This is a genomic window from Pseudoalteromonas sp. NZS37 (assembly GCF_015864265.1).
Lineage (GTDB): Bacteria > Pseudomonadota > Gammaproteobacteria > Enterobacterales > Alteromonadaceae > Pseudoalteromonas > Pseudoalteromonas arctica.
On sequence record NZ_JADYXL010000009.1, the window covers coordinates 45,706 to 68,371 of the forward strand.

Below are 22,666 nucleotides of genomic sequence, written 5' to 3' on the forward strand. Positions count from 1 at the left end.
GAGCATGAGCCTCAATTATCTTGATTTTGAGCTTCCAATTGCAGAATTAGAAGCAAAAATTGAAGAATTACAAAATATAAGCCGCGCTGGCGAATTAGACCTTGAGTTAGAAGAGGAAGTCAGCAAATTAAAAGAAAAAAGTGCCAAACAAAAACAGGAGATTTTTTCTAATTTAGGCGCTTGGCAAGTATCACAGTTAGCACGTCATCCGTTGCGTCCTTACACTCGAGATTATATCGAGCGCATTTTCACGGAATTTGACGAGTTTGCTGGCGATCGTACTTTTGCTAACGATCCGGCTATTTTAGGAGGCGTTGCGCGTTTAGATGGCGAACCAGTCATGGTTATTGGCCAACAAAAAGGCCGTGACACTGCTGAAAAAATTAAACGCAACTTTGGTATGCCAAAGCCAGAAGGTTACCGTAAAGCATTACGCTTAATGGAAATGGCTGAGCGTTTTAAAATGCCAATTATGACTTTTATCGACACGCCGGGTGCATACCCAGGTGTTGGCGCTGAAGAACGTGGTCAATCTGAAGCAATCGCGCGTAACTTAAAAGTAATGGCGACACTTAAAGTGCCGACAATATGTACGGTTATCGGTGAAGGCGGTTCAGGTGGTGCATTAGCGATTGGTGTTGGCGACAGAGTTAACATGTTGCAATACAGCACTTACTCTGTAATTTCTCCTGAAGGTTGTGCGTCTATTCTTTGGAAAAGCGCCGACAAAGCACCACTTGCAGCAGAAGCAATGGGTGTAACCGCAGAGCGAGTTAAAGAACTAGATTTAATCAGTAACTTAATTGATGAACCTCTAGGTGGCGCGCACCGCAATTACGATGCTATGGCACGTAACTTAAAAGTTCGCCTTAAACGTGACTTAGCAGACCTACAAGCGCTTACGCTTGAAGAAATGCTTGATCAACGTTATAAACGTTTAATGTCGTTTGGTTATTGCTAAACACATTAAATGTTAAAAAAAGCCGCTTATGCGGCTTTTTTGCTTTAAAATGTTCAGAGTTTTTATATAAAAGTGCGCCCATATGTATACATCAGCAATTTATCAGCAATTAAAAAAATCATTAAATAGCTATATTGAGCAAGGTAACACCGCTTTTACAGTGGCGCTTTCTGGTGGCGTTGATTCTGTGGTGCTGTTGCATTTAATGCGCACTTTAAAAGAAGATAACCCTGCAATTAATGTATCGGCTATTTATGTTCACCATGGTTTGAGCCAGTATGCTGATGACTGGCAACACTTTTGCAAAAACGTATGCATTGAGCTTAATGTGCCTTTTGAAGCTGCGAAAGTTGTTATTGAGCCGCAGTCGCGCACAAGTCTTGAAGCCCAAGCACGCGACGCCCGTTATAAAGCACTTGATGAACTAAGCCCACAAGGCAGCATTATTTTACTGGGCCAACACTTAAGCGACCAAGTAGAAACGTTTTTATTGCGCTTAAAGCGTGGCTCAGGTTTAAAAGGGCTTGGTTCTATGTATAAAGAGCGCTTGCTGCAAAGTGGGCGTATATGTTTTAGACCATTACTAAATGTAGCTCGCAGCGATATAGAAGCGTTTGCAGCGCAGTTTAATATTAACCACATAACCGATGACTCTAATACAGATGAAAGCTTTGACCGTAATTTTTTACGATCAAAAATAGTACCCGTGTTAGCTGAGCGCTTTAATGGGTTTGAACAATGCACTGCACGAAGCATTGAACTACTACAGCAACAGCAAACTCTACTTGATGAATATACCCAGCTTGATTTAAATAAGTGTATTAACGAGCATCAAGCACTGTGCATTAGCAAAATAAGCGAGTACAGCGCAGCGCGCATTGCAAATATAGTACGTGCGTGGCTTGCACTATTTACACAAGTGATGCCATCGCAAAAGCAGCTTGAGCAAATTATTAATCAAGCAATGCGCGCAAAAAACGATGCACAAATGCGTATTGATTTGCTCGATGGGCAAATACGTCGTCATCAAGGTTATTTGTATTTTGTAACACCAAGTGAAGTATTAACAGATATTGAGCTGAATCATTCACAGCTAAAACTGGCAGACGGGCGCTTATTAATTAAAAGCACCGGTTGCGGAGTAAGACCTCCACACGCTAATGAGCAAGTAGTAGTGCGCTTTGATTGCAATAGCGCACGCATTAAACCACTTAAAAAGCCTGGTAGTAATACAGTTAAGCATTGGTTTAAAGATGCAAAAATAGCGCCCTGGCTTCGCGCCAGTGTGCCGCTTATTTTTTATAATGATGAATTAGTTCAAGTGGTTGGTTATTTTATAAGTGCTAAACATATTGATGAAAATGGTATTTTTTGGGAGTGTAAATAAATGAGTAAACAGCCGCATGTTGGTTTGTCGTTAGTTACTAAAGCGCCAATGGGTATGCTAATAACGGCCGTTATAGCTATTATTGCTAATATTTTACTTGAGCTAAATATAGTTACGCTAGGTTATGCAGTTGCGGGTGGAATTGTATCTGCAGTGCTTTTATTAGCTTATTGGTTAGGTAAAGGTGGATTGTTTTTTATTTTAGGCGTGAGCCTGCCACTGCTTTTAGTATTATTTACACCGCTTGCTACTATTACCGCATTACTTAATTTAATTAGCGGATTCTTTTTTGGTTTTTGTGCCGCGTTGTTTATTTATAAATTGGTAAGTGCAAAGCCTAGCGGGGGAAGCTAGGCTTTTTATTTAATGCAGTTAAGTAAAGACTAATAGGCTTTTGCGCAGTTTCTACCAGATGCTTTTGCTTTGTATAAACCTTTATCGGCGCGAGCAAATATTTCAGTTTCGCTGTCTTGGCTGTTAGCTAAAGTAAAACCAATACTGGTTGTTACTTTATACTTAGACATTAGAGGCGATTTTCTTACTAAGCACATTATCCGCTCAGCAATCACTTTATTCGTTGTAAACTCAGGGTCTTCAATAAGTAAAGCAAACTCATCACCACCAAATCTAAATACCGAATCGGTGCCGCGTATGCTGCTACACAGTACTTTTGAAAACTCTTTAAGTGTATCGTCACCAATTTTATGGCCAAAGTTGTCGTTAACTTGTTTAAAATTATCTAAATCAAGCAGCATTAAACTAAATGGACGCTGGTAACGACGGCAGTTTTCAAGCTTTTGCAGTAAAAAGTCATTAAACTGACTACGGTTATTTAAGCCGGTTAATGCATCCTTTGTGGCAAGCTTTAGTACTCGGCTATACATCATTGCATTACGAAGTGGATAAACCAGCGCAGTATGCAAAGTATGTAGCTTTTTCTCAATGGCTTGACCAAGCGGGAATTTACTAAAATAAATTAGCTGCCCTAAGTGTTCTTTACCAATCGTCAAATCAAAAATATAGGGTGTACTATTTGTATCACTCTGTGATGTTTGTGTAGTTCCTAGTGTTGACTGAAACTGTAAACCAGAGAAATTTAACAATTGTTTTGTAAATTTTGCGTATATAGCTAAAACATCCTCAATCACTAAGCTAGTTTGTAGCTCTGTAACGAGTTTATGTGTTTCTGTTATTTCATTTGTTGGCGAATGCTCAGCCGAAAACGGCAAAAAATCACCGCGACCAGACACACGCTGCGTCAAAATATGGACGTTTTCCATTAAATTCTCCCCCGAGGGTGTTACTTTGCAATTACTAAGCGATTTTTGTGCCATATTTTAAAACTGGCTGAAAAACAGAAGGTTGCTATATTTAAAGTAAGTCCCTTGGTTTAATTGACGCGTGAGGCCGAATTTGCAGAGTATTAACGTTCAAATTTTTGGCTTGCTAGTGGCAGCAGTTCTTTTTGTGTGGTTTTTTAAACGCATTGGCTTGCCGCCTATTTTGGCGTACCTAGCAACGGGGGTTTTAGCCGGTAGTCATGGTATTGGTTGGTTAGCGCAATCTCATGAAATAGAGTTTGTAGCAGAGCTTGGAATTGTGTTTTTGTTATTTAGTTTGGGGTTAGAATTTTCTATTTCGCGGCTAATGGCAATGCGAAGCCTAGTATTTGGGCTGGGCTCGTTACAAGTAGGTATAACCAGCTTACTCTTCATTATTATTTTATATTGTTTAGACTTTTCCCTACTCACCAGTTTTACCATTGGTACAATTATGGCGCTTTCTTCTACGGCTGTAGTGGTTAAGCTATTAAAGGAAACGGGTGAGCTTAATCAGCGCCGTGGGCAATTGGCCGTTGGTGTACTGCTTTTTCAAGATATTGCTGTTGTTCCTCTATTAATAATACTTCCTTTATTTGCATCAAGCGACTCTCAAAGTATTGGCTGGGCTTTAGCGTTTGCCCTAAGTAAGGGCGCATTTGTATGCGTGCTTCTTTGGGCAATTGGTAAATGGGTATTGCCCATTGTGTTTAAAGAAATAGCGCAAGTACGAACCGATGAGTTGTTTGTGCTTACCACTATATTAGTCGCCTTATTTGCGGGCTTTTTAACGTATATGTTTGGCTTGTCTATGGCATTGGGCGCTTTTTTAGCGGGAATGATGTTAGGTGAGAGCCATTACAGGCATCAGTTAGAGGCCGATATACGTCCATTTCGCGATATTTTAATGGGACTGTTTTTTGTAACTGTGGGTATGCAGTTGGATATTTTATTTGTACTGGCGCATATAGTAATAATTATTGGCGCATTGCTTGGGTTACTCGTATTAAAAATTACAGTAGTAGCACTTAGTGCGCGGCTAATGCATGAGCGAAACCAAGATTCACTCGCCTGTGGCATTATGCTGTGGCAAATGGGGGAGTTTGGTTTTGTACTTATCGCACTTGCTGGCCAGCATCAGCTACTAAACTCAGAGCAAGCTTCATTTTTAATTGCCCTTGGTGTGTTATCAATGGCATTTACACCATTTTTGATTGATAAAACGCCATTTATTTTGAAGCGTTTGGGTATACTCGATCGCCCTAGTTTAGCGCTGGAGAGTGAGCCACAAAGTAGTACACTTTATAGTGACCATGTTGTTATTTGTGGTTTTTCGCGTGTTGGGCAAACTATAGCGCGTTTTTTAAAGCCCGAAGCAATAGACTACGTTGCCATTGAAAGTAACCCAATTTTAGTACAAGAAGGCAAAGCGGCAGGTGAGCCTGTTATATTTGGCTATGTTAAACAAAAAGATATTTTAAAGTGCGCAGGAGTAGAGCGAGCTCGCTTGGTTATTATTACTTTTACAGAGCTTGATCACGCACAAGTTGTTATTGATACCATAAAACAAATAGCGCCCAACGTTAAAATACTTATTCGTACTCGTGACGATAGCCAGTTAGATTATTTAAAAGGGCTAGGCGTAACCGAAGTAGTGCCTGAGTCGTTAGAGGCGAGCTTAATGCTCGTGTCGCATGTGTTGTCTATGTCGGGCGTACCGATGACGCGTATTGTGCGTAGAGTAAGTAAAGAACGTCGTAATCGTTATCCGTTAATGCAAAGCTTTTACGCAGGGTATTTTAAAGATAGCGAAGATGCCTCAAGTGAACGATTAGAATACTTACATGTTGTAGCGCTACCTCAGCAAGCTTATGCCGTGGGTAAAACAATTGAAGATCTTAATTTAGAAAAGCGGCGAGTACTCGTAAAAGCACTGCGCAGAGAAGGAGCCGAAATAGATACGCCATCAGCGCAAACAACATTATTGGCTAATGACGTTTTAGTATTACAAGGTAAACCAAGGCGTGTTGAGCGGGTAGAGCACTACCTGCTCGACGGAATCGAATAGTGACTTAGATTAATCTAACTCTGAAAGATTAATCTAACTCTAAAAATTCACGCATCTTAGGCAGCTGCGCCATACCATCTTCGTAGCCAATTTGCATTAAATGCTGGGTGTAGCGTTTTTCAAACAATAGGTAACTGGTTAAACTCGATTGCGAATGCTTTTTTACACCTATGGTACGTAGCAATACTTTAATGGCCCATGGCATATCGTCGTAATACTGCGCTGCAATTGCGTTAAAGTTTTGCGAAGGGTTAATGACAAAGGTATCTATTTGTTTAAGTTCTTGATGTTTGTCGCGAGCGGGTAATAGCCCTAATGTTCGGTTAACACGAGCCAAACGCTCTAAATCCGATTGCATAGTGTCGGTAAATACACTGTCGAGTAAATGCCCTGCAACAGCAGATAGACCCGGATAATGTGGCGAGTAACCCGGTGGGTGTAATTCTTTGGGTTGGTCGACCCCAATAATAAATATTTTTTCAGCGCCTAAATGAATCGACGGACTCAGCGGAGAAAGTTGATGTATAGAGCCATCCCCAAAGTAATGGTTATAAATATTTACACTTGGAAACACCATAGGGATGGCACTCGATGCCATTAAGTGCTCAACATTAATACGAGTTGCACGGCCTTCGCGTTTAGCACGCTGCCATGATGTTTGCGTATTAGATTGAAAAAATGCAACAGAGTCGCCCGTTGTATAACTTGAGGCCGTAATAGACAGCGCATCTAAATAATTACGATGTAAATTGCGCTCAATGCGGTGTAAATCTAAAATTTCGTTTAATAAACCACGCAGAGGGCGGTTGTTTAGCAAGCTCGCTGGTGGATGGTTAATATGTTCTGACTGAAAGCTCGTTAAAATATTACGCGCAATATGACCAAATACGCTTAAAAAATCACTTTTATAGACCATAGAGGTTGAAAAGTTTTTCCAAACTGATTCAAGCTTTCGTACAGCCAAATGCGCACAGGAGGCGTAACATGCTAACGCAGCTGAGTTAATAGCCCCAGCAGAGGTGCCATTTATTACTCTAAATGGCAATGGAGCGGTACGAGGCATACTATGAGCTAGCGCTTTAAGAACACCCACTTGATAAGCAGCACGTGCGCCACCACCTGTGAGTAATAAGGCAATTTTAGGTTTTTGTGGATCAACTTGCTTGATTTTCATATTGGTGGTTAAACTGTTCTACGTCTTTACTTTATTTATTAACTGTAAGTCTTTAAGCTAGAAGAATCAAAGGATAACTGCCCTAATACTTATTACATTGTTTAATCACCCAATTTAGTACTTAACTTACTTTGCTATAATTGCCGTATTATAAAATGTAATAGTATTTGTGTAAGAATGAATTTAATCCACTTAGCGTACTCTAAGTGATATCGCATTTTAATTTTTATGGAGTTCGTATGTCAGATAAACCAGAAGCATCAGATGTTCAAAAACGTCCACCTAATAACAATATTCTTTTCGCCGTTATTATTTTAATAGTCGTAGCATGTGCGGCCGCCTTCGTATTGCTAACACCCAGTGACGAGCAAGCAACACGCACTGAGGTAGAGCCCACAGTTAAAGAACAACCTATGATGGAGCTTAAACCCGAGAACGACCCCGTGGTAGATGCGCCGTCTGTAAATCCAGAAAAGCCAGCAGAGCTTGAAGTACCAGCACAAAGTCCAAGTGAGCCTGTGCCAGAAGTAGAGCCACTACCAACGCTTAACGAAAGTGATGCAGTTGTTGTTGCTAAAATGGACGAGTACCTAAGCGACTCAGTAATGAGCTTAATGGTGACCGACGATGTTATTCGTCGTGGTGTGGTATATGTAGATAACTTAGCAAAAGGAAAAATAGCTAAAAAACACATGCCTGTTGTACAGCCAGAAGAAAAATTTAGCGTGAATGAAGGTGATATCTTAACGATTAACCCTAACAGCTACGAGCGTTATACACCGTATGTGAAAATATTTACCAGTATGAGTGCAGCGCAAGCCGTTCGCATGTACGAAGAGTACAAGCCACTTATTAATAATGCATACAGTGAAATTGGTTACGGCGATGACGAATTTAATCAAACGCTAACCGATGCAATCGATTTATTACTTGATACGCCAGAGCCTGAAGGTGACTTGCCGTTACTTCGTGATTCAGTAACGTACCAGTATGCGTTTTCGGAGTGGGAGCAATTACCAGATGCACAAAAACAGCTTTTACGTATGGGTCCAGAAAACATGAAAAAAGTAAAAGCAGCATTACGTAATATAAAAGCGCAGTTAGAGAACAATTAATACGCACTAAAATAGCTAAATACGCCGCGATTGTATATGAAGTATGCAATCGCACTTTCTTTTTAGATTATCCCTTGAATAACAGAGCAAAAGTAGAGATAATCCCTCCCGCGCCAACCAAGGCCCTCAATGGTAGTCTTATTGGTCCTCTCGCAACACTAGCAGGCGAACCTGGTCAGGCCCGGAAGGGAGCAGCCACAGTTTGTGACGTGTGTGCCGAGATGTGGCTGGTAAGACTGCCACCCAAATTCCTCATTTGGGTGTTTGAACTAATAAACTTAATTCCTCAAAAATAATTCCTCTAATTAAATAATACTATTTATTTATAGATTACTTTATAAATTACTTTATAGATTGTTATGTCATTTTTGTTAAAAATATTACTAATAACTACATGATAGTATTAATTAAAAGTAAATTAACCTCCCTTTTAAACATGTTGCTCATCCTCGATTCGTAAATACGACTTAAGTCTAGATTGTGTAGTACGAAGTTAGGATTAGAATAATGTCAAATTTAGAGAGGAGCTCAGTATGCACTTGGAACGTATTCGCAATAGTAACCTGCATGACAAGGTGATGCCGGCAGAACAAGCAAGCCAATTTATTAAAGATGGAATGACTGTAGGGATGAGTGGTTTCACTCGCGCCGGAGAAGCTAAAGCAGTACCCAGAGCATTAATTGAGCAAGTCAAAAAAAATCCAATCAAAATAAATTTAATGACGGGTGCGTCATTAGGTAATGATCTCGACAAGCTATTAACAGAAGCGGGCATTTTAGCGCGTCGTATGCCTTTTCAAGTAGATAGCACTTTACGTAAAGCGATTAATAACGGCGAAGTTATGTTTATTGATCAGCATTTATCTGAAACGGTTGAGCATTTACGTAACCATCAATTAACCATGCCTGATGTGGCTGTTATTGAAGCCGTTGCCATTACCGAAGAAGGGCATATTGTGCCAACTACATCGGTAGGTAATTCAGCGAGTTTTGCTATTTTTGCCAAAGAAGTAATCGTTGAAATTAATATGCTGCATAACCCGAATCTTGAAGGTTTGCATGACATATACATTCCATCTTATCGTCCTACTCGCCAACCAATGCCGTTAGTTAAAGTGGATGACCGAATTGGTAGTACTGCAATTCCTATCGATCCTGCAAAAATTGTTGGTATTGTTTTTACTAACCAAAGCGACTCGTTTTCTACCGTTACCGACCCTGATGAAGACACCGCCGCTATTGCGCGCCATTTAGTTAACTTTTTTAAAGACGAAGTGGCTCAAAATAAATTGCCAGCTAATTTAGGTCCGCTACAAGCAGGCATTGGTAACATTGCTAATGCTGTAATGATGGGACTACTCGACTCTGACTTTAAAGACCTAACAATGTACTCTGAAGTACTACAAGATTCGACGTTTGACCTAATTGACGCAGGTAAGCTTAGTTTTGCATCGGGCAGCTCAATTGTGTTGTCTGAGCGTTGTAATGCGCAAGTATTTAATAACTTAGAGCAATACAAAGACAAGCTAGTGTTACGCCCTCAAGAAATTTCTAACCATCCTGAAATAGTGCGCCGTTTAGGGATTATTGCAATAAACACCGCGCTTGAGTTTGATATGTATGGCAACGTAAATTCAACACATGTGTGTGGCACACGAATGATGAATGGTATTGGTGGCTCTGGTGATTTTGCTCGTAATGCTCATTTAGCAATATTTGTGACTAAATCGATTGCTAAAAATGGCGCTATTTCAAGCGTAGTGCCTATGGCGAGCCACGTTGATCATAACGAGCATGATGTTGATATATTAGTAACTGAGCAAGGTTTAGCTGATTTACGCGGTTTAGCACCGCGTGAGCGTGCTGTACAAGTTATTAAGCATTGTGTGCACCCAGAATATCGCGAAGCGATGTTAGACTATTATGAGCGCGCTTGTGAGCGTGGTGGGCATACCCCTCATTTACTTGAAGAAGCGTTTAGTTGGCATATTCGCCTTGAACAACAAGGCAGCATGAAAAAAGTATCTGCAGCAGATGCTCCAGTGCAACTGTCAGCATAAGCATTTTAGTTTATTAATATTGAATTAGTTAGTTTTATACTTACTTTTGAACCGCACTAGTGTCAGCTCAATCAGCTTTGATTAGTGCGGTTTGATATAAACTGTAAGTCCAAAATAATTTTATACCTACTCTTTGCATACCTTTCCCAACCACCTTTTATTATTTTATTCACTTAGGTTTAAGTGCTATTACCGTTATTAAGTGTGTAATGTGCTTATTAAAAATATAGGTACTAAATGGCGTTTGATAGAGGATTAGAAGAGCGACCTACAGTAAAACCAGTTAAGGGCTTGGTTTATATTTTGCCTGAAGGTTTTGAGTCTGATTCTGATTTAGCATATTGGGTAAATACGTGCGTTAACTTTGTAGAGTCTTTACCGCCCAAACCTTTTAAAAAACGACCTGTACTTAAGTAAATTAGCGAAGTATCACCTTAATTAAAATAAGCACTGCAATCAAATTACTGGCGCTATGAGCATGAATACTACATAATTGAGCGACTGCTCACTTATGCGTTTTTTACTTAAGTATGATTCATACTATTTCAAAAGACGCTTTGAACACTAGTTTGTAAAGCTGTTTATTAGCACAGCTTTAAATTTTTTAGTAAATAAAAGAGAGAATGTAATGATTAAAGTAAGCGTATTATACCCAAATAATGAAAGTGCTACTTTCGATATGGACTACTACTGTAAAACACATTTACCCCTAGTTGCAGAGTTAGTTGGTAAAGCGCTTATATCAAGTAGTGCAGATGCAGGTTTAGCAGGTGGCGCACCGGGCGAAGCGCCAACTTATATTGCTATGGGGCATTTAGTGTTTGAATCGGTAGAATCTTTTCAGCAAGCCTTTGCACCTCATCAAGAGGCAATAGCCGCTGATTTAGTTAACTTTACTAACGTGTCTCCAGTAATTCAAATTAGCAATATTGCTGGGTAAATTACACGCTAAAACTAATTTAAGAATTACTTAATAACCCCTACTGTATTTAATACAGTAGGGGTTTTATTTTAACTGCAATAAAAGGGCTAGCGCTCTGTTTTAAGTAAAATTAGTTCTAATATTTAGATGTATTAAACCCGCCCTTGTGTTGATTATGAAAATGATAAAAGTTATCATTTAGGTTGTTGGCTATCTACACTTCTCCCAGGAATTATCATGTTTAACCCTAATTATTTGGCATTAAGTATTGCTGCGTCTTTATCTGTTTTTTCTAATATAGCTTTTTCACAACAAAACGACGACATTGAAACTATTGAAGTAACTGGCCGTGCCCAGCAATTTTACTTAGAGACCGAAAGTAAAATTGGGACTAAAACTAATTTAGATCTTATTAAGCTTCCGCAATCGGCTCAGGTTTTAACAGAGCAACTTATAATTGACCAAGCAGCGCGTGACATTACCGATTTGTACCGATCTATTGCGGGAGTGAGCGAATATAGCTACTCAGGCGTTACTTTTCGTGGTTTTAGAGATGACGCAAATGTATTTTACGATGGTGTGCGTGGCGACCCGTACTCAGGCTTTGGTGTACCGCAGTTATTTAATGTAGAACGTGTTGAAGTATTAAAAGGGCCAGCCTCTGCTTTGTATGGCGGTGGCGAACCTGGTGGGATGATTAATTACGTAACCAAAAAACCAAGCTACTTAGAAAAGCGCGAATTAAAGCTCACCTTGGGTAACTACAATACGCGTGGCGCATCACTCGATATGACCGGTGGTTTAAGCGATACAATGGCTTATAGGTTGGGTGGTTTTTATGAAGAGCAAGACAGCTTTCGTAACAATGCAGACTCAAAAAACACCGAGCTAACAGGTGGATTGTTATTTGATTTAAGTGATTCAACAACGCTTACAACAAGTGTTGATTACATAAAACAAGACTTAGGTGGCAATCGCTTACGTGGAGTACCGGTAGATGATAACGGCAACTTTCTGGTAGATCCTTCGTATAACGCGAACGAATCATTTGACTATCAAGATATGGAAGCTTTGGTGCTTCAAGCTGAGTTAAATCATAGTTTTTCTGATGATTTCTCTGTTAGCACTACTGTGCGATACCTTGATAATGAGCGCGACCAAGCGTATCACGAGTCGCAAAATTGGGTTGACGTAAATGGTGATGGCGTTGCTAATATAGATGATGAAACCATAAGACGAGAATACCGCAAACAGTTTCGAGCAAACGAAGAAATAAGCTTAACAACTGATTTTGTATATAACGTTGAGCAAGGTAATTTAGAGCATCAATTTTTATTTGGTGGCGATTACCATGTGGTAGAAACGCAGTACGATTACTTGCGTGCCCGATATGAGGCTGATGGTGTAGCAAACTTAAATATTTATACACTTAATTACGGTGAAACAGACCCTAGCACCTATAACTTAACCGATTTAGATCGTGATGGTGTAGATACCGATCGCTTTGGTGTATACGCTCAAGATGCTATAAGTATTGGCGAACAATGGACCGTAATTGCAGGCTTACGCTACGATTATTTTAAAGAATTAAATAAGGAAACAGGCTTTAGCTATTCTGACAACGGTGTAACGCCTCGCGTTGCAGTAACGTACCAGCCAATAGAAAACACCTCTGTTTACATAAACTACTCTGAAAGCTTTAACCCAACCTCGTCGGGCGATCAGGAAGATGTGGTAGGCGAGGGCAACTTAGACCCGGAAACAGGTAAGCAAACCGAGTTGGGCATGAAAAACAGATGGTTTGATGGCAAAATAATGAGTACATTTGCTGTTTATCAAATTAATAAAGAAAACGTGGTAATGAGCAACCCAGACGATACTGGCGCGGGAGATGGCATTGCTGCACTTTTAAATATAGGTGAAGTAGAAAGCCGTGGATTTGAAACAACCTTAGTAGGCGATTTATCCGAGCACTGGACAATAACGGCTAACTACGCATACAACGATACGCAAGTAGTGGACGGCGTAACGGGTGATACGCTTTCAGATACATTTGGTGATGGCTCGCGCTTTGCTAATGCGCCGCGCCATCAGGCGGGTTTATGGTCACGCTTTGGGCTCGATTCGATTAATTCCTCTATTGCGTTTGGCGCTAATTATGTGAGTGAGCAAGTAAGCTCCGATGGTCAAAAAGTAAAACCGTTTACCGTATTTGATATGAGCTGGACGAGTCGCTTTGATGACGTATTACTAAGTGTAAATATTAACAACCTGTTCGATAAGGAATATGCTGTAAGCGGATTTAGCCAGCGTAACGGTCACTTTCCGGGTAGCCCGCGTGAAATTGTTGGGCAAATAACCTACAAGTTTTAATACTTATTAGCGCGAGAGTCTCTCGCGCTTTGTTTTAAGTATCGCCTTGCACCTTTTTATCACTATTAAATTTAGCGGATTCTTGAGTAGTGTTAATAGCCGTAATAGGGAAGGGGATTACAATACCTTCTTTTTTATAGCGTTTATGCAGGGCTTTTATAAAAGCAGATTTTACCCAAAAGCGATTAAAGTATTCTTTAGCTCTAAGCATTACCGTAAAGTTAATACTTGATCTGTCAAAGGTATGAAAAACCACAAAGGTATTGTAATCATCAACGCCCCATTCGTGTGAAATAAGTATTTCGCGAGCCACTTCAAGTGTTACTTGCTCAACAAACTCTAAATCTGAATCGTAATGCACGCTTATATCAACAGGCACGCTTAACTCTTTTTCAGGGTAAAAGTAATTAATAATACGCGATTTAGATAATTGGCTATTAGGTATAATAATCATATTGTTAGGTAGCATTTTAACCCATGTAGATCGCCAGCCTATGTGATCTACAAAGCCTTGTTCTTTTGATTCAAGCTCAATAAAATCGCCCACTCTTATGGGTTTATCTATCACTAGCTGCACGCCAGAAAAAAAGTTTTCGAGGGTAGGTTGTAAAGCAAGGGCAACAGCCAGTGATGTAATGCCTAACGAGGCAATAATGGGTGTAATAGAAATACCTAACGTGCCCATTAATACTAGTATTCCTACGGATGATAATGTAACGCGTATCACGCCTTTAATTATGCTTTTTGAATTAAAAACAACGGCAGATTGTTTGCCATAGTAATTAATAGTGCCAATAATAAAGCGGTCTAAAAACATAATAAGTGCAAGCAGAGCTAATACAATATTAATGCTATTAAAAGGAATTTGTTGAGAAATAGAAGTACTAATAATGAAGGTGTCGTGCTCTAAAATGGTGAGTAGCACAATAATTGTGCACAGTGTTAGCGGTTTAGATATTGACTCTATTAGTAAAGTATCGAATATAAACTTGGTTTTTGAAGTCCATTTTTTTAGCCAGTACATTACAAAAAAGCGAATTAAAAACAGTAGTATAGCTATAAGTAAGAGAGATGAAATCGCGCTTAACCAGGGGGTGCTGTTGGAAAATTCCAGCGCTTTATTTAGCATAACTTAAACCTGTTCAATATAGTTTTATATATATTGCAGCAAGTTATGTACCTTTGTTTGGAAAAGTAGCTGCCGAGTTTTGGTCGGCAGCAAATATTATACTTTTTTGGCTAACCACATACCGCCTAAGACGGCTGCAAAAAATAACAAAAATTCCATTTTAAGAGATACCAATTGAACCAAGCCAGGGCCTGGGCAAATGCCACTTAAACCCCAGCCTAAACCAAAAAATACTGAGCCGATAATTAAGCGCGCATCAATATTTTTTAAATTACTTAAATTAAATGTTCCTGAAATAAGTGGTTTCTCTTTTTTTGCAACCCATAACCATGTAAGCATCATTATTAGCATGGCAACAGCCATCACTATAATTAAGCTTCCATCCCATTGGTTTCCATAGGTAAGAAAGTTAATCACTTTAGCAGGGTTTGTCATCCCGCTAATAATAAGCCCTAAGCCAAATATAAAGCCTATAACAACCATCATAATTGCTTTCATTATTTATCCTACAAGGTTTGCTGTAATGAAGGCAACAAGCATAAATGTACATGTTGCAACCCAAGAGCGAGCAGAAAAGCGCGACATGCCGCACACGCCATGGCCACTTGTGCACCCGTTAGCTAAAGTTGTACCCGCGCCAACTAAAAGCCCTGCAACAACAATAAGCCAAGGCGGTAATTGCAATTCGCCTTCTAATAAAGAAGGGGCAAATACTCTTACCGCTATACCTGCCAACAACAACCCTAAAATAAAGTATAATTGCCAACGAGAGTCTGAATTTGCTTTAGCAAATACAGACTTAACAATGCCTGATATGCCCGCAATTTTTCCGTATAAAACCAGTAATAACGTACACGCTATACCTATTAATGCACCGCCTATTGCAGCCGATACTGGGGTGAATTCTGTTATCATTTTTAAATTTCCCAAACAATAGAAACGCCTAAACCGGTTTGTTTCATTTCGATTGATAATTGTTGATTAGGCGCTAAGTAGTTAGCACCCGTTACTTTTTTTGCTGGCGAATAAAAAGCCATAGCGTTTAATTGTACCTTGTTGGTAAAAGAATGGCTAAGGCCAGTTGTAAAATGCCACTCTTGAACACCCGGCGCCAAAATATTTAATATAACTTGAGAAGAAGGAATCGGTTGCTCGGTGTAAGACACCCCAAAACGAATTTTTTGTTGCGATGTACGCTGCCATTGATAGCCAAGCTTATAAATAGTCATATCGTTCCAGCCAAACCCAGCTCCTGCATCAGCCCCTAAAGGCGCTGACATCAAGTTATTAACTGGATTTGCAATACTTTTTACTTCGCTGTAATTTATTTTTTGCCAATCAAATACAACCTGATTACTTGGGGTAAGCTTATAGGCAGCACCAATTTGAAACGAACTTGGGAGATCAAATCCGCCTTGCTCTGCAAACAAACCTTTATAGCTATCAAACTCTTGCATAGACACTGAAGAGCGGTAACTTGCACCCCAGCTTAATGACGAATTTATATCTTGGCTAATACCCAGTTGAATACCTAGGCCTGTACTTGTATCGGTGCCATTATTTGTAAGCGCTTCTGGCGATTGCGAAAAAGGAGCAAAGCTTCCAAGCCCTTGTGCTTCAAACTGTTGCACCACGTAAATAGGGGATACACCAAGGCGTGTTTGTTCATTCAACTTATAGCTTACTGTTGGGCTAATAAAGAGTTGTTTTAAATCAACGCCCGTCGTACCAGCGTAAAAAGTCCCCTCAGGAGAGGATTCTGCGCCGTACTCGGTATTCATACCGCCGTTGCCATACACTAATAAACCAATATTTACTTTTTCATTTAATTGATGGCCAATAGCAAACTCTGGAATTGCAAATACGGTGTTGTCGCTTTTTTGTGTTTTTGCTTCAAGATAAAATGCGCCAGGGTAAAAAGTATCTACTTTTGATGCAGTATATTTTCGTTCAGGTGAAAAAAGCTCTAAGCCCAGAGATAGCTCTGTTCCATTAGGTAAAAAGGTTGCTGGATTATTAGCGCCAGACATTAACTCTTCTGACAGCGCTACACCTGCGCCAGCCATGCCTTTGTGGGTCATGCCATAGCCGTGAGTAAAATAACCATTAGTAGCAAATGCACTGAACGAACCTAACGCGCACGTTAAAGCTAAGCCTGAAATTAACTGTTTTTTCATTTTAGTAAATACATAAAGTTGGAATGGGCGGACAATAGCTAATTTTTGATATTCTAAAAAGGAATTTAAATAGATTAGTTATAATAAAAGGTAATACGGCAATGGTTATAAAGTTAAAATAAATGAGCGTAGATTGCTATTCAACCTTAGCTTAAGTTAAAAGGTTCGCTAACGTATTGAGCTGTAGTGATATTTAAGTATGCAATCGGTAGCTATACGCTTTGGTATTAAAAGTGTGCTGGTAAAAGGAGCGTTTACGTATTAACAGCAGTTTAAAATATATTTATTAATTAACGTTTAGCTCATCCAAACAATCACTCTTAAATAACGCCATTGTATGTAAAAGCAAAGCGGCGATTAATATCACCGCTTTTAAAAATCACATAGATTCAAGCGTTTTACCGCGTGTTTCTTTAATATATTTAACAACAAAAAATATGCTTATAAGTGCCGATAACGCATAAAAGCCATAAGCACCGGCAAGGCCAATGTTAGCCAGCATAATAGGGAAGGTCATGGTAATTGCAAAGTTAGCAATCCACTGCGCACTGGCAGCAACGGCAAGGGCAGCACCACGAATACGGTTATTAAACATTTCGCCTAATAATACCCATACAATTGGGCCCCAACTTAAGCCAAAAAATACCACAAATAAGTTAGCCATAATAAGTGCAAACGTACCCATGTTATCGCTAAGTGCAAGTTTGCCTGCGTCATCAAGGCCTGCACTGCCAAATATATAAGTAAGCGCGCTTAAGCTAATAAACATACCAATACTGCCTACTAATAGCAGTGGTTTACGGCCAACTTTGTCAACTAGGGCAATGGCAATAAAGGTCGATACAATATTAGTAGTACCTGCGAGCACATTTATAAATAGCGATTGCGACTCATCAAATCCAGCGGCTTGCCAAAGCTCAGAGCCGTAATAAAACACCACATTAATACCCACAAATTGCTGAAATACACTCAGCGCAACACCCACCCAAACAATTGGGTGTACTTTTTTACTGTTATCAATAAATAAATCACGAATACTTGGCTTTGTATCGCTATGCAATGAGCGTTTAACATCGCTTATTTGCGCATCAACGTTGTCGTTCGATATTTTACTAAATACCGCTTTTGCAGCGCCTACTTTACCTTGCGCCACTAAATAACGAGGCGACTCGGGAATAAACAACACACCGACTAAAAATAGTACAGCAGGCACAAGCTCTGCCCAAAACATCCAGCGCCAAGCGGCTGTATCAAGCATTAAAATATTTTGCGCGCTGCCTGCTGCATCAGCAATTAAATAGTTACTCAAAAAAGCAGCAAATAACCCCAGTACAATAGCGAGTTGTTGTAGTGTAGCTAAACGACCGCGAAGTGCTGGTGGCGCAACTTCAGCAATGTAAGCTGGCGCTAATACTGATGCAGCACCAATACCTAAGCCACCAAATAAGCGATAAAAAATAAACTCCGCAGAGCTTTCGCTAATGCCCGACCCAAAGGCACTAATGGCAAAAATAATCGCGGTGATGATCATAATTGCACGGCGGCCAAACTTATCAGCCAGTGGCCCCGCAGCAAGTGCACCTAGGGCACAGCCAAGTAACACAGACGCTACGTTAAAGCCCGTAGCCACACTGCTAGAATTAAATGCATTACCGAGTGCCGACACCGTGCCGTTAATCACGCCCGAGTCAAAACCAAATAAAAAACCACCAATAGCAGCCACGGCAGAGATAAAAATTACGTAAACAAGAGAGGTGTTTTCAGCTGTGTTGGCTGAGTGGGAAGGCGGTGTGTGCGTTGTCATTATATGCCCTGAAAGTTAATTTAAATATAAAGGAGCATAATATCGTAAAGCGCTATGGTTGAATATGCTTGTGCAGGAACCAATTTAGTGTTTTTTAATCAATTACAATTATTTTATAGGCTCCTTTTCTAGTTGCCTCTGTGCACTGTGATGTTACTGTAATAATGATTAGCAACTTATAAAGTGAGCCATAAAAGCAGAGCAACCGGTGGATTTTTTAGCAGGTATTATCGAAGGTAGTAAGTCTATTATTCATCCGGCACGCGGTGCAACTTAGTTGTTAACTAATTGAGATTAGTGTAAAAAGAACCTTTAATTGAGGGAATGTTTATGGATAAAAATCTTGGTTTTTTATCAATATTAATAGCTGTCATAGGTTGTTCTATTATTACGTTTATATTTTTTAACCGATTCACTTTCTCATTAGAGGCCTCATTAGATAGCTGGGTGAAAACAGCAACTTACTTCAGTAGTGTTTTTTCGCCACTATTATTGTTTGCATCTATATTACTACTTTACCGTACTTGGAAAGACTCTAAAACAGCTCTGGATTATCAGCGAGAAGAGTTGATAGCTCAAAGGCACAACTATGAAAGGCACATCAAAAATCAAGAACTCAAAGATAAGCTGGAGATTTTTGCGCGAAGGGTAAGAGAGTTGTCCGAGAAATTTACAAACCAAAAGATGAGTACGCTTATTAATAATGTAGATCTGGCGAACAGGATCAACCAACTTGAGTATAATTCGCTGAATAACAATATAATAGCAAGTTTCAAATTAAATAAGACCTCAAGTGAAGCATTATTGAAGTCTATTGAGAAGATAGATAAACATACTTTATCCCCATATATAATATTTGATTATTGCTACACATCGTCACTGACCTTAGGGGATGTTTTTGCACAAAGTTTTTATGAAATAGAAAATGATGATGATTTATATGATATCTTGAAGAAGGCCAAGAATTCCCCAGACTATCATGTGAAATATATCATTGCTTATGCTTTGATTAGCAGTAGTGATTTAGTCGTAGAAATTAGGGCTTTTTATTCACTTATATATCAGATAATCAATTTAGATGAAGTTAATAAAAAACTTTTCGTTGATGAGCTTTTATTGAATTTCAATGAACGCATTGCCCAGAATCTTATCTATATAAATAAGAATACACCCAATGACGCGCTCAATATACATTAATTAAAAATCAAAGGCGTCAAATATCAATTTAATAATTACTGAGAGTCCTTTCATTTCTGTGAGTTGAAATAATATTCATAATGCGAAGTCTTCCCTTACTCAGCTAGTATCTTACTTCTCAAACTTCTCAAACTTCTCAAACTTCTCAAACTTCTCAAACTTCTCAAACTTCTCAAAGTACTCTTTTTGCAATTCTATAGTTAGCGCTTTAGGGCGAATGCCCTGTACTAGGCTGTATACCTCTTCTTTTGTGTAACCCGCCGAATTTAAAATAAGTGCAGCGACTAACCCTGTGCGGCCAGTGCCGCCTTTGCAATGTATGGCAATGGTTTGCTTGTTCTGCATGGCTTGTAGTATTTCGGTTTTATGCGTGTTCCAGCTTGATGTAAAAGGCTGTTTTGGTGCTTCGTCATCATTTATAGGTAAATGAAACCACGTTATATCGTGCTTTTTGCACTCACTATTAATTGATTTTACGTTGTTTTTTTCAAGCTCCTTTTGAGGCATAAGTGATAGTAGCATGTTAGTGTCAGCGGCTTTTAATGTGGTGATTGAGTCAGCTAGGTTTTGTGTTTTTGTACCTGGGCAAGGCGTAAAAATAATATTTGCGCCGTTATTGAGTGATAAAACATCGTACGGGTGCGCGCTCATGGTAAGTCCTTTACTTTTAATGAATTTGCTTTAATAAGCTCACTATAGCGTGTTTTAGTTACAAGTTTAAGATTGAATAATAAGCATAAATACTAGATACTGTTTTTATATACAGTTATGGCGATATTATGAAAAAAGAATTACCAGCAAAATACTATTTAGCGCATTTTAGAGAGCTTATTGAGTTTGTAACTAGTAAATGTATGCATTTACTTGAGCCTAAACATAGTGAATTTATTAGTAAAATTAACCAGCTAGATGAACAAAGCCAGTGCATGTTGGCGCGTGTGTACTCGCGAAAGCCTTATTTGGTGCAGGCGCAATCGCTTAATTATGAAGAAATAACATCGCCGCATCAGGCTATTTATACGCTAAAAAAAGTGGGTATTTTATTTGAGCCAAACGAGCAGCATTATTCGCAGCTTTTAGCGCACCTAACTAAGCCTTCTTTGGTTGAGTTGCTAAGTAATTACCCTGAGCAAATAAGCTTTAAAAAGAGCGCCGCTAAAGGCGCGCTGGTGGATATTGCGCGTGAGTTTTTTAAGGCATGCCCACAAGAGCTTGTGCCACTTTATAGCCAGTATGTAATTAATAACCGCAGTGACTACTACGAATATTTTGAGTTTTTATTTGCAGGTAAACTAAGCAGTGGAGATGTGAATCATCAAAACCGTTTTGTAATGCGAGACTTAGGCCTAACCGCTACGCGCGAAGGACACAGCGAGAGCTTGTCGCGCTTTGAAACACTTGACGAAGCGCAATCAAATTATTTATTAAACCGTTACCGGTTAGCATTTAAAAATATTACAGATGAGAGCGATTACGTCGCTTTAGCGTCGCAGGTTTTAGTGCAAGCTGCACATGGTGCAATTGCCATTGTATTAAAAAACAAATTATTAGTTAGGCTTTATAGGCAGCTAAAAACAGTTGATAGCGAACTTGCTTTTAGCTTACTAGAAGGGTGCGCGGATGATAGCGAAGCACAAGAAATTCAAATAAGAGAGCAATACAGGCTTGGCAATAAAGAGTGGGTAAAAGCTCGATTAGAAGCCATTATCGAAAACCCGCTCACTGATGATTTACTGTATTTTGCTGACGATTTTTTAATGCGTAAGTTTAATAAAAAAACACGTTCTCGTTTAAGTGCCATGCTTGCCGACACCCAATGCGTGCTAGAAATAGATGAACTTTACCGAGGTGAAGTAGAGCAGGGCGTAAACGATTATTATACTCGCCAAGGTATGGCTGTATTTAATACCGAAAACACGCTTTGGCAAAGTTTGTTTGGTTTAGTATTTTGGCATGAGTTATTTGTGGAGTCGCCTTATCCGCCATGCAATGAGTTTGATATTTATCCGCAAGTATTAAGGCTTGGTAATTTTTATGAAGCGCAGCAAACACAAATAAATGAGCGCTTAGCACAATGCCAAACGTCGCAAGCATTACTTAATTTGGTATGCAAAAATGCAGCACAATACTTTGACCAACCTAACGGCTTGTTTAGATGGCGTAGCAATTTATTAGAGCCACTAGAAGCGCTTATTTTAAACAGCCCTATTAAGGCGTTAATTGCGCACTTAACAGCCATGAGTAAACATTATTTACAGCTAAAAGACGGCTACCCCGACTTAATGGTCATTAATAATGGCCAAGTACATTTTGAAGAGGTAAAAGCCCCAGGCGATAAGCTTAGGCGCAACCAACTTACCACTATTGATAATTTAAAAAATGTGGGCTTTACAGTACACATTGCTGCGGTTAAATGGTTTGTAGACCCAAACCGTGTTTACAGCGTAGTTGACATAGAAACCACAGGCGGCTTAAAAGGCGGTAACCGTATTACCGAAATTGGCGTAGTTAAAGTACAGCACGGTAAAGTAATTGATACTTGGACAAGCTTAGTTAACCCCGAGCGCCATATACCTGGATTTATTACGTCATTAACCGGTATTAGCGACAGTATGGTTTACAACGCGCCTGTATTTGCTGATATAGCCAAGCCATTGCTAGATAAACTCGCAGGCAGTATTTTTGTAGCCCATAACGTTAACTTTGACTACGGCTTTATTAAAAAAGAATGCGAGATGGCAGGTCACTTTTTTAAAATGCCAAAAATGTGCACCGTGGTTGAATCGCGCAAAGCGTTTAAAGGCTTAAAGTCGTATTCGCTGGGCAATCTCTCATCGCACTTTAATTTAAATTTGACCAGCCATCACCGCGCATTGGCCGATGCAACCGCGACTGCAGAGTTGTTGTTACTTATTCAGCAATCCCAAATTAGTGAATAAGCAGTAAATCTTAACGCAAGAAGTAGTATGCAATTTAAAGC

General features: G+C 39.5%; 19 protein-coding genes and 1 other RNA gene. 12 read left to right on the forward strand and 8 right to left on the reverse strand.

The window, feature by feature from the left end:
* Nucleotides 1-4 precede the first annotated feature (4 nt).
* The 3 genes from accA to I6F47_RS15985 all read left to right on the forward strand — a co-directional run bounded on the left by accA (nucleotide 5) and on the right by I6F47_RS15985 (nucleotide 2,702).
* Complete coding sequence (gene accA, locus I6F47_RS15975; RefSeq protein ID WP_007581016.1) at nucleotides 5-961, forward strand: acetyl-CoA carboxylase carboxyl transferase subunit alpha; 957 nt, start codon at nucleotides 5-7, stop codon at nucleotides 959-961.
* An 82-nt stretch (nucleotides 962-1,043) separates the two neighbouring features.
* Nucleotides 1,044-2,348, forward strand: a complete 1,305-nt coding sequence (gene tilS, locus I6F47_RS15980) for a tRNA lysidine(34) synthetase TilS (protein ID WP_165735658.1) — start codon at nucleotides 1,044-1,046, stop codon at nucleotides 2,346-2,348.
* Nucleotides 2,349-2,702 (forward strand): hypothetical protein, encoded by a 354-nt coding sequence (locus tag I6F47_RS15985; RefSeq protein ID WP_007581020.1) that lies wholly within the window; start codon nucleotides 2,349-2,351, stop codon nucleotides 2,700-2,702. It abuts the gene before it with no gap.
* A 29-nt stretch (nucleotides 2,703-2,731) separates the two neighbouring features.
* Here I6F47_RS15985 and I6F47_RS15990 read toward each other — a convergent pair whose 3' ends face one another.
* Complete coding sequence (locus tag I6F47_RS15990) at nucleotides 2,732-3,628, reverse strand: GGDEF domain-containing protein (protein ID WP_197184178.1); 897 nt, start codon at nucleotides 3,626-3,628, stop codon at nucleotides 2,732-2,734.
* 133 nt (nucleotides 3,629-3,761) lie between these two features.
* Between I6F47_RS15990 and I6F47_RS15995 the strand changes: the two genes are divergently transcribed.
* Complete coding sequence (locus I6F47_RS15995; RefSeq protein ID WP_121954035.1) at nucleotides 3,762-5,735, forward strand: monovalent cation:proton antiporter-2 (CPA2) family protein; 1,974 nt, start codon at nucleotides 3,762-3,764, stop codon at nucleotides 5,733-5,735.
* A 28-nt stretch (nucleotides 5,736-5,763) separates the two neighbouring features.
* Here the strand turns inward: I6F47_RS15995 and I6F47_RS16000 are convergent, their stop codons facing one another.
* Nucleotides 5,764-6,909, reverse strand: a complete 1,146-nt coding sequence (locus I6F47_RS16000; RefSeq protein WP_007584072.1) for a patatin-like phospholipase family protein — start codon at nucleotides 6,907-6,909, stop codon at nucleotides 5,764-5,766.
* A 239-nt stretch (nucleotides 6,910-7,148) separates the two neighbouring features.
* On the opposite strand from I6F47_RS16000, the gene I6F47_RS16005 reads away from it, so the two are divergent.
* The 6 genes from I6F47_RS16005 (at nucleotide 7,149) to I6F47_RS16030 (ending at nucleotide 13,379) form a co-directional block, all read left to right on the forward strand.
* A complete protein-coding gene (locus I6F47_RS16005; protein WP_101164364.1) occupies nucleotides 7,149-8,024 on the forward strand; it encodes a DUF3014 domain-containing protein in 876 nt (291 codons plus the stop codon).
* 139 nt (nucleotides 8,025-8,163) lie between these two features.
* Nucleotides 8,164-8,260: signal recognition particle sRNA small type (ffs, locus tag I6F47_RS16010), an RNA gene on the forward strand.
* A 297-nt stretch (nucleotides 8,261-8,557) separates the two neighbouring features.
* A complete protein-coding gene (locus I6F47_RS16015) occupies nucleotides 8,558-10,084 on the forward strand; it encodes an acetyl-CoA hydrolase/transferase family protein (RefSeq protein ID WP_197184179.1) in 1,527 nt (508 codons plus the stop codon).
* A gap of 237 nt (nucleotides 10,085-10,321) precedes the next feature.
* A complete protein-coding gene (locus I6F47_RS16020) occupies nucleotides 10,322-10,501 on the forward strand; it encodes a hypothetical protein (RefSeq protein WP_231609242.1) in 180 nt (59 codons plus the stop codon).
* Nucleotides 10,502-10,712: 211 nt separating this feature from the next.
* On the forward strand, nucleotides 10,713-11,024 hold the full coding sequence (locus I6F47_RS16025; protein ID WP_007584064.1) for an EthD family reductase: 312 nt from the start codon (nucleotides 10,713-10,715) through the stop codon (nucleotides 11,022-11,024).
* A 219-nt stretch (nucleotides 11,025-11,243) separates the two neighbouring features.
* Nucleotides 11,244-13,379, forward strand: coding sequence for a TonB-dependent siderophore receptor (locus I6F47_RS16030; RefSeq protein ID WP_197184180.1), 2,136 nt, complete (start codon nucleotides 11,244-11,246; stop codon nucleotides 13,377-13,379).
* Nucleotides 13,380-13,413: 34 nt separating this feature from the next.
* On the opposite strand, the gene I6F47_RS16035 is transcribed toward I6F47_RS16030, so the two are convergent.
* From I6F47_RS16035 to I6F47_RS16055, 5 genes are all read right to left on the reverse strand, one after another.
* Nucleotides 13,414-14,508 (reverse strand): mechanosensitive ion channel family protein, encoded by a 1,095-nt coding sequence (locus tag I6F47_RS16035; RefSeq protein ID WP_197184181.1) that lies wholly within the window; start codon nucleotides 14,506-14,508, stop codon nucleotides 13,414-13,416.
* A gap of 96 nt (nucleotides 14,509-14,604) precedes the next feature.
* On the reverse strand, nucleotides 14,605-15,006 hold the full coding sequence (locus I6F47_RS16040; RefSeq protein ID WP_165721623.1) for a DUF6691 family protein: 402 nt from the start codon (nucleotides 15,004-15,006) through the stop codon (nucleotides 14,605-14,607).
* A 3-nt stretch (nucleotides 15,007-15,009) separates the two neighbouring features.
* Nucleotides 15,010-15,423: a YeeE/YedE family protein gene (locus I6F47_RS16045; RefSeq protein WP_182194073.1), complete on the reverse strand. Its 414-nt coding sequence runs from the start codon at nucleotides 15,421-15,423 to the stop codon at nucleotides 15,010-15,012.
* Between the two features lie 2 nt (nucleotides 15,424-15,425).
* Nucleotides 15,426-16,685: an OmpP1/FadL family transporter gene (locus I6F47_RS16050; RefSeq protein ID WP_197184182.1), complete on the reverse strand. Its 1,260-nt coding sequence runs from the start codon at nucleotides 16,683-16,685 to the stop codon at nucleotides 15,426-15,428.
* 379 nt (nucleotides 16,686-17,064) lie between these two features.
* Nucleotides 17,065-18,489: a sugar porter family MFS transporter gene (locus I6F47_RS16055; RefSeq protein ID WP_197184183.1), complete on the reverse strand. Its 1,425-nt coding sequence runs from the start codon at nucleotides 18,487-18,489 to the stop codon at nucleotides 17,065-17,067.
* Nucleotides 18,490-18,819: 330 nt separating this feature from the next.
* Here I6F47_RS16055 and I6F47_RS16060 point away from each other — a divergent pair, with 330 nt between their 5' ends.
* Nucleotides 18,820-19,686 (forward strand): hypothetical protein, encoded by an 867-nt coding sequence (locus tag I6F47_RS16060; protein WP_197184184.1) that lies wholly within the window; start codon nucleotides 18,820-18,822, stop codon nucleotides 19,684-19,686.
* A 111-nt stretch (nucleotides 19,687-19,797) separates the two neighbouring features.
* Here the strand turns inward: I6F47_RS16060 and I6F47_RS16065 are convergent, their stop codons facing one another.
* Nucleotides 19,798-20,337 carry a phosphatase domain-containing protein gene (locus I6F47_RS16065; protein ID WP_197184185.1) on the reverse strand — a complete coding sequence of 180 codons (540 nt, stop codon included), beginning with the start codon at nucleotides 20,335-20,337 and terminating at the stop codon, nucleotides 19,798-19,800.
* Nucleotides 20,338-20,465: 128 nt separating this feature from the next.
* On the opposite strand from I6F47_RS16065, the gene I6F47_RS16070 reads away from it, so the two are divergent.
* Nucleotides 20,466-22,625, forward strand: a complete 2,160-nt coding sequence (locus I6F47_RS16070; RefSeq protein ID WP_231609243.1) for an exonuclease domain-containing protein — start codon at nucleotides 20,466-20,468, stop codon at nucleotides 22,623-22,625.
* Nucleotides 22,626-22,666: the final 41 nt, after the last annotated feature.